The following is an 8,940-nucleotide window of genomic DNA, read 5'->3' as shown; positions in this document are numbered from 1 at the left end:
CTTTTTGTAAAACTAATTTTGTATTGTCAATAATATTTTGATAATCTTGATCAACTAAATTTTTTGTTCTTTCACCAGGATGAATTTTAGAAGCAAATAAAATTTCATTGGCATAAATATTCCCAATTCCAACAATAACATTTTGTTCCAATAATGTTGTTTTAATCGGCTGTGATTTATTTTGCCAAGCATTTTTTAAATATGAAACTGTAATTTTTTCATCAAATGGTTCATATCCTAACTTATTCAATGGTGCTTGTTGTAAATAATCATTTTTATTATATAAATGCATTGTCCCAAATTTTCTTGTATCATGATAACGTAATTGAAATTGATGATCAAGTTCAAATAAAACCATAATATGTTGTCATTCACCATGTTCATCTTTTAGTGTAAAATAATATTTGCCTTCCATACGTAAATGACTAATTAAAACATAATCATCCAATATAAATAGTAAATGTTTCCCCATTCGATCAATTCGATTAATTTTTTGTTTAACAATTTTTTTTATAAATTTCTTTGAATCAAGAGGATATTTTATTATTTTATTTCAAAAAATTTGACAATCAGTAATTGTTTTTCCAACAACATGTTTTGTTAAAATACGACGGACCGTTTCAACTTCTGGTAATTCTGGCATATTGTTCCTTCTTTCTTAATTAATAATTTAATTTTATTTTTATATCTAATAAAAATCAAGATGCTAATAAGTAATTAAAATTATAAAAAGTGATATGATTTAATTTTATTTTAAATCATATCAACTTAAACCAGTTTTCATATCAACTATTAACTTTACATTTAATTTAGTAGAATCTTCCATCAATGTTTTAACAATTTTTTGCACTTGAATTAATTCAACTTGCGGAATTTCAAAAATTAATTCATCATGAATTTGTGCAATAATTTTTGCTTTTAAATTTAATTTTAAAAATTCTTGGTCAATATTTTTTAAAGCAATTTTAATAATATCCGCTGCACTACCTTGAATTGGCATATTCATTGCAATCCGCTTCCCAAATTCACGTTGCATATAATTACAGTCATTAATTTCTGGGACATAACGTTTCCGATTAAAAATTGTTGTAACATAACCATTTTGTTTACAAAACTCAACTTGTTGATCAATAAAAGCCTTAATTGTTGGAAATTGTTGATAATAATTATTAATTATTGCTTTTGCTTTTACAACAGAAATATTTAAATCAGTTGCTAAACCAAAATCACTAATTCCATAAATAATCCCAAAATTAACAGCTTTCGCACTACGACGAATATTCGGTGTAATTTCATTTTTTGATAAATTAAAAATTTTCATTGCAGTATTAGTATGAATATCTTCATTCTTATTAAAAGCAGCAATTAAATCTTGGTCTTTTGACATATGTGCTAAAATTCGTAATTCAATTTGTGAATAATCACAAGATAATAAAACATTATTTGGCGATGAAACAACAAAAATTTTTCGTACCTCTTTTTGAACATCATCACGAATACTAATATTTTGCATATTAGGTTCCACAGATGAAAGCCGACCAGTATTTGTTAAGGTTTGTTTATAAATTGTATGAACTTTCCCATCAGCAAAAATATATTTTTCCATCCCTTTTAAATAAGTTGAATATAATTTTTGATACTTTCGATAATCTAATATCTTTGGAATAATTACATGGTTATTTTTTATTTCTTCTAATGTTTCTTGTGCTGTTGACCCTTTTTTCCGATCAGGTAATGAAAGATCTTGAAATAATAATTCTGAAATTTGTTTTGGTGAATTAGGATTAATTTCTTTTTGTGCAATATCATTAATTTCATTATTTAATTCTTGCACAATTTTTTCAATTCGTAAGGTTTGTGTTGTTAATTCATGTTGGTTAACTTTAACACCATTAATTTCCATTCGTGCTAATGCAAAAGCGGTTGGTAACTCAATCTTATAATATAAATCATATTGCTGATTAGCTTTTAATAACTCAATAATTTTTGGTCTTAATTTATGAATGTACGCTGCTTTTTCACCAATAAAATGAATTAATTTAATTACATCAGCAGGAATTTGTTTTTTAACCCCTTTGCCATAAAATAATTCATCAGTCAAAATTTGTTTTTTTTCAAATAAATTAATATAAGTATCTAAACTATTTTTTGCATTTGAATTATAAACATAACCAGCTAGCATCATATCATATTCAATATTTTGAACAAAAATATTATCACGAGCTAAAGCAACAATTAAACTCTTTGCATGATAAGTTAACTTTTGATATTTAGTATCATTTAAAAATTGATGTCATAGTTTATCATGCTTTGCATGAATATAATCAAAATAAAAAACACCTTTCGAATTAACAATTCCAAACCCAATAATTTCTGCAGTATGATAATTTTCATCTAATAATTCTAAATAAACAGTAGTGTTATTTTCATTAAATTCGGAACATCATTCTTCAATAATTTTTACTGTTATATTTGAGCTTTCGGTACTATTATCTTGATTATTAAACAACTTTGTTACAAATGAATTCATATTATATTTTAAATAAAATTGCATTAATTTTTCTTGATTTGGTGAAAACTGAGTAAAAGCAAAATGTTCTAAATTAATATCACAAAAAATAGTAGCTATCTTTTTGCATAATAATGCACTTTCCTTATGATTTAATAAATTTTGTTGTAATGCACCCTTAATCTGCTCAATATTATCATATAAATTTTCAATTGAATGATATTCCTTAATTAATTTTATTGCTGTTTTTTCACCAACCTTTGGAACACCCTTTAAATTATCGGAAGGATCACCCATTAGACCTTTTAAATCAGGAACTTGTAATGGTGTAATTCCCCATTTTGCTCTTAAAGCTGTTTCATCAATAACATCAGCACTGTCGCCTTGCGGTGGCACTAAAATATTTGTTTTATTAGTAATTAATTGATATAAATCTTTATCACTTGAAAAAATATCAACATAAAAATCTTCTTTTTCAGCCAGCACTGCTAAACATCCTAATAAATCATCAGCTTCATATCCTTCTTGCTCTAAATATGGAATTTGATAACTATCTAAAAATTCTTTTACAATTGGAAATTGTACAATTAATTCATTTGGCGTTTTACTCCGACCATCTTTGTAGTCAACTAATAAATCATGACGAAAATTCTTTTTTCCTTTATCAAAAGCAACAACAACACTATAGTAGTTATTTGTTTTTAATATTTTATTCAACATATTGGCAAATGCATAAACAGCATTTGTTGGTGTTCCATCCAAACTTTTTAACATCTCGCCATTATACGCTGTGGCATAAAATGCTCTAAAAAGCAAAGAATTTCCATCAATTAACAATACTTTTTTCATTTTACAATCTCCTCATTTATGTTCAATTATAGCCTAATTTAATTTTAAAATATACTTTAAAACTAAATTATCAAGCCAAAAAAGCACCGCCACTACCAGAAAGCATTACATTTGAATATTCTTGCTTTAGTATAAGATAAAATTTTTTTAACTCTGGATTAATTTTAAAAGCGGGCTGTTGTAACATATTAAAATAAAGATTATTAATTATTTTTTTTGTTTTATAGTATTGATAATTATGGTCAAATTTTTGATAAACCTCTTTTGTGATTGATGATATTTTTGAATCAATAATTTTAAGATTTGGGATTTTATACTTATTAATTTGATGCATTGTTAAATACTTAATTTTATGACCATAACCAGAGATTATTGCTGGTTTTTCTAAATAAAAAAATAAAGCATCGGAACTAAGACTTTGAATTAACTTTTTAATTTTCCAAGAATAATAATTAATATTAAAAAAATGACAAATAAGTTTAATCATTGCAACAGCATTACTAGCAGAATAACCAAGACCAGAACCAATAGTTGTATTTTTAATTAAATTAATATGAACTGGAGTTGATTTAAACTTAGGGAACATAACAACAAATTTATGATATGCTTCCAAAATAGTATTATTATTTGAATCTAGTTCTTTTTTATTACAAGTAAAAATTGTTTGTTTACCTTGATAAGGCAATAACTCAACAAAATCATATTTTTCCTTATAAGGAAAAATAATACTTTTAATATGGTGCATTTTTTTAAATTTATGTTTGTGAAAAACCTCTAAAGTTAAATTAAACTTACCATATGATCTAATTTTCATTTTTATAGTTCTCCCTTAGTTTGTTTAATTTCATTATATAAAAGATAAAAATCATTTAAACTTAAATTTTCTGAACGTAAATTTAATGCATAGTTTAATCTTACCAAAATATCTTCGGCTAAAATTTTATTATTAATAATAATTGCTAAGTTATTTAAAATTGTTTTTCGCTTTGTTGCAAACATCATTCGAATAAATCTAATAAATTCTTCATCATTTATTAATAAAGAATATTTTTTATTCAATTTAAATTTTAAAATAATACTATCAACTTTTGGTACTGGAACAAAATTATTACGACCAACTAAGGAAACTTTTTCAATGTCACTATAAAATTGACAAACAACAGAAAGACTACTATAGTTTTTTGAATTTGACTGAGCCATAATTCGTTCACCTACCTCTTTTTGCATCATTAAAATAATTTCTTTTACTTTTGGATTATTTATTTTTAATAATTTAAAAATAATTGGTGAAGTAATATAATAAGGAATATTGGAAATAATACTAATTGGATTATTATCTAAAAATTCTGTTAAAAATAATTTTTCTAAATCAATGGTTAAAATATCTGCCTGGAGAACAGTTAAACCCTGATCTTTAAATTTTAATGTTAAATATTCTATTAAAGTTGAATCAATTTCAACACAAACAAGTTTGTTTGCTTTTAATAAAATAGAACTCGTCAAAGCACCCATTCCTGGACCAATTTCTAAAATATTTGTGTTTGGTAAATCAAATGCACTATCAACAATTAAATTAATAAAATGAGGATTTGTTAAAAAGTTTTGTCCCTTACTCTTTTTAGCTATTATTTCTTCGGCACGCATTTCTTGGTTTTGTTTCTTCATTATTTCTCCTTTAAAATATCAATTAAATCTTGTTTTTTAACATTCATATAATTTAGTCATTTAAATGTTGTTTTATTATTAGTTGGCATTAAGTTATAGTACTTAATAATTTTTTCGCGTTTTACTTTTGAATCAACTAAATTAATATAATCACTTCATTGTAAATTATCAACTGGCTGGTTTGAAAAACTAATTAAATTATTAATACTATTTTTAATTGCATCTTCAGATGCCTCAGCAATTCCAACTTTTTTACCCTTGGTTGCATTATTCTTACTTATAAAAGCATGCATGCAGTTGTTTTCTAAATAATCACTAATAATTTGACGTAATTTTTGTCCAGGATAATCAGGATCAGTAAAAATAATTACTTTATTATTTAAACTAATTTTTTTGATCAATGCTAATTTTTCTTTTGTAATCCCACTACCGCTAGTTTCAATTGTTTTAATATTAGGAAAAATACTTTTTAACTTTGTTGAATCTGTCTTACCTTCAACAATCACAAATACTCCCATTTTAGCCTTCACTCCCCGATAAACACCTTTTTCATTTACTTATTCTGATTTTATAGTATAATTATACTAAACTGTTATATTAAAATAATCATAAATTTTAAATATAGGAGTAGGAGGCAAAAAGAAATATGGCTAATTATAAATTTGGAAAAGACTACTCGTTTTTAGCATTAGACTTAGGGACAGCTAACACAGTAGCCTATGTATCAGGTCAGGGAATTGTTTATAACGAACCTTCGATGATGGCATATGACACTTTAAGTAACTCATTAATTGCCTTAGGAAATGAAGCATACAAAATGGTTGGAAAAACGCATGATCATATTAGAATGGTAACACCATTAGTAGACGGAGTTATCTCCGATATGGAAGCGGCTCAAGATTTGTTAAAACACATTTTTAGTAGATTAAAATTATCAGGAATTTGAAAAAATTCACTAGTAATATTGGCATGCCCAAGTAGAGTTACCGAATTAGAACGTGGTGCTTTAAAAGCTATTGCAAAAGATATGGGAGCAAGTCACGTTTTAGTAGAAGAAGAAGTTAAACTAGCAGCATTAGGAGCTGGCATTAATATTGGTCTAGCACAAGGAAATTTAGTAATTGATATTGGTGGGGGAACAACAGATATTGCAATTATTTCAGCTGGTGATATTGTAATTTCAAAATCAGTTAAAGTTGCAGGAAAACACTTAGATCAAGAAATTCAAAAATATATTCGTGCTGAATACAATGTGCTAGTCGGAATTAGAACGGCTGAACAAATTAAAAAAGAAATTGGTGCATTAGTTAAAATAATTAATGAAAAACCAGTTCGTGCCTTTGGTCGTGATATTATTACGGGATTACCACGAGAAGTATTAATTAAACCTGAAGAAATTAAAAACGTTTTATTAGCCCCTTTTTCAAGAATTACAGACTTATTAGTAGAAATATTAGAACAAACACCACCAGAATTAGCTGGTGATGTTATTAGAAATGGTATTACCATCTGTGGAGGAGGAGCTTTAATTCGTGGAATTGTAAAATATTTTGAATCAATTTTCCAATTAAAAGTAAAAGCTGCAAATGATCCATTAATGTGTGTAATTGATGGTGCTAAAACTTATGAAAAAAATTTAGGTGCTGTAATTGAAAGAATTCAATTACTTGATGCAAATGAATACAAAATTTCATAAAAAGTATATTTTTAAAATATACTTTTTTTATTTTCCAAAGAACTAATAACATAAAAAAATAACTAAAATTTTTAAAAAAGAAAAAAGAAACTTGAAATTATCATTTTTAATTGCAAATTATACCAGATTTTATATAATAAAGTTACTTGATATTGAATGTTTTATAACAAATAAAGGGTTTAATATTTAAGAAAATTATTATGTTATTATTATTGCTATGTTTTTTAACGAAGCAATAAACGGAAGGAGACATTTTAAAGATGGCAATATCAGACGTATTGAAAAATACATTTAACATTTCGCCAAAAGCACCCCGGAAATTCATTGCTATCGATTTAGGAACTACTAATTCGATTGCTTATGTTGCTGGGAGAGGCATTATTTTTAATGAAGCATCAGTAATGGCATATGAAATCGGAACTAAGAAACTAATAGCATTAGGTGATGATGCTAAAAAGTTAATTGGCAAAACACACGATAAAATTGAAATTTACTCACCATTACGTAATGGAGCAGTTACGGATTTAACTATTGCAGAAGAATTTATTCAACAAATAGGGAAAAAAGCAAAAGTAACTGATTTATGAAAAAATGCTATTGTTTTAATTGCATGTCCCAAAAATGTTACAGACTTAGAAAAACAAGCAATAATCAAGATGTGTAAAAATATTGGTGCTGACTTTGTAAAAATCGAGGAAGATTCATTAATGGCTGCCTTAGGAGCGGGTGAAAATATTTTTGCACCAAAAGGAACTTTTATTTTAGACATTGGTGGTGGAAAATCAAGTTGTGCTATTATCTCAGCTGGTGGAATTGTTGAAAGTAAATCAATTAAAACTGCTGGGAATTATATTGATGAAGAAATCTTAAAATACATTCGTGCGAAGCATACTATTTCAATTGGTGTTGTTACTGCTGAACAAATTAAAAAACAAATTGGTTCATTATACAAAACAAAAGAAAATAAAAAAATGATTATTTTCGGTCGTAATGTTGTAACAGGAATGCCAAAAGAAGCAGAAATTTTAGATTCAGAAATTAGGAAATTATTAATAAGTATTTTTTCATCAATTACACAATTAATAACCGAAGTTTTAGAAAAAACTCTAGCTGAGTTAGCTGGTGATGCTGTTGCTAATGGAATTTTAGTTACTGGAGGATGTGGTCAAATTGCCGGAATTAAAGAATTTCTATCAGATTATTTCCAAATTCCTGTTCGTGTAGCTAAAAACGCAGAAACATCTGTTATTGATGGATGTATTGCTTATGAGAAAAAAATTAGAACCGACTTAATTGAAGAAAACAAAAAAAATAGATAAGTTTAAAACTACCTATCTATTTTTTTATTATAATTTTTAGAAAAATGATAAAATTATAATAATAAGGTAAGGTAATAATGAAAAAAGTATTATCATTTTTAACAGCACTAACTTTTATAACTCCAGCAATTAATTCAGTTGTAAGTTGTTCAACAATTGATGTACGAATTCGCCAAGCTTTGGCAAATTGAACTTATACGTCAAAAACTGATCAACCAATTTTTGGAGCAGTTTTTAATTCTGACAAAACAATTAATGAACCATATTTCTCATATTGATTTATTCAACAAATTTTGACTTCGTCTGGTTACATTAACATTGATAAACCTTGAAATCAATTACTAAATAATAATAGCGGTATTGCCTGGCCTTATACTAGTTCAACAAATATTGAAGAAATCTATAGTGATTGATTTAATTCAACTATTACCAGCATTGAAGAAGGCAAAATTAATATTTATGATTTAAAAACTTTCTTTATTTATATGACGATTTATAATCCAATTATAATTTTATCTGATACACAAATTTTTGAATATAAATATAAGCGTGAGCAATCAACAATTGAAATTGAATATCGATATAAAACACCAACTGATATTAATACTTATATTACAACATTAGTTAAAAAATATTTAACTTTTTTAAAAGAAACAGTTGAAGTTAAATATTTAAAATTAACTAAATACTTTTTAACAATTGATGAAGCAAAGCAATGAATTGAAAATTTAGTTAATAGTTTAATTAGAATTTTAACAATTATGTCACCCACTTTTGTAATTCCTTTAAGTATTAATACAAACCGATACTAAACTTAATTATGGGATAATTTTTTTAAATTATGTAGTTATTTCAGCACCACGAAAAATGATTTTTGTTAAAAATCTAAAATTAATAATTTA

At 25.8% G+C, this 8,940-nt stretch carries 8 protein-coding genes; 3 read left to right on the top strand and 5 right to left on the bottom strand.

The window, feature by feature from the left end; translation table 4 throughout:
- The 5 genes from mutM to rnmV all read right to left on the bottom strand — a co-directional run.
- The coding region (gene mutM / locus EHU54_RS02510) for a DNA-formamidopyrimidine glycosylase (protein WP_400248768.1) at positions 1–643 on the bottom strand (643 nt) is incomplete at its 3' end.
- A gap of 105 nt (positions 644–748) precedes the next feature.
- Positions 749–3,358, bottom strand: coding sequence for a DNA polymerase I (polA, locus tag EHU54_RS02505; protein WP_400248767.1), 2,610 nt, complete (start codon positions 3,356–3,358; stop codon positions 749–751).
- 67 nt (positions 3,359–3,425) lie between these two features.
- Positions 3,426–4,172 carry a 4-diphosphocytidyl-2C-methyl-D-erythritol kinase gene (locus tag EHU54_RS02500; RefSeq protein ID WP_400248766.1) on the bottom strand — a complete coding sequence of 249 codons (747 nt, stop codon included), beginning with the start codon at positions 4,170–4,172 and terminating at the stop codon, positions 3,426–3,428.
- 2 nt (positions 4,173–4,174) lie between these two features.
- Positions 4,175–5,023, bottom strand: coding sequence for a 16S rRNA (adenine(1518)-N(6)/adenine(1519)-N(6))-dimethyltransferase RsmA (gene rsmA / locus EHU54_RS02495; protein ID WP_400248765.1), 849 nt, complete (start codon positions 5,021–5,023; stop codon positions 4,175–4,177).
- The gene (gene rnmV, locus EHU54_RS02490) at positions 5,023–5,541 is read right to left on the bottom strand and encodes a ribonuclease M5 (protein WP_400248769.1); all 519 of its coding nucleotides are present in this window, start codon (positions 5,539–5,541) and stop codon (positions 5,023–5,025) included. The genes rsmA and rnmV overlap by 1 nt, the downstream gene beginning before the upstream one ends.
- 128 nt (positions 5,542–5,669) lie before the next feature.
- On the opposite strand from rnmV, the gene EHU54_RS02485 reads away from it, so the two are divergent.
- The 3 genes from EHU54_RS02485 to EHU54_RS02475 all read left to right on the top strand — a co-directional run bounded on the left by EHU54_RS02485 (position 5,670) and on the right by EHU54_RS02475 (position 8,850).
- Positions 5,670–6,719, top strand: a complete 1,050-nt coding sequence (locus EHU54_RS02485; protein WP_400248764.1) for a rod shape-determining protein — start codon at positions 5,670–5,672, stop codon at positions 6,717–6,719.
- A gap of 260 nt (positions 6,720–6,979) precedes the next feature.
- Positions 6,980–8,038: a rod shape-determining protein gene (locus EHU54_RS02480; RefSeq protein ID WP_400248762.1), complete on the top strand. Its 1,059-nt coding sequence runs from the start codon at positions 6,980–6,982 to the stop codon at positions 8,036–8,038.
- Positions 8,039–8,115: 77 nt separating this feature from the next.
- The gene (locus tag EHU54_RS02475) at positions 8,116–8,850 is read left to right on the top strand and encodes a hypothetical protein (RefSeq protein WP_400248761.1); all 735 of its coding nucleotides are present in this window, start codon (positions 8,116–8,118) and stop codon (positions 8,848–8,850) included.
- Positions 8,851–8,940: the final 90 nt, after the last annotated feature.

Origin of the sequence: Spiroplasma sp. ald, assembly GCF_044714355.1 — a bacterium.
Taxonomy (GTDB): Bacteria; Bacillota_I; Bacilli_A; order Mycoplasmatales; family Mycoplasmataceae; genus Spiroplasma; species Spiroplasma phoeniceum.
Note: the sequence above shows the minus strand (reverse complement) of the source record. Positions and strands in the feature narration are given on the sequence as shown.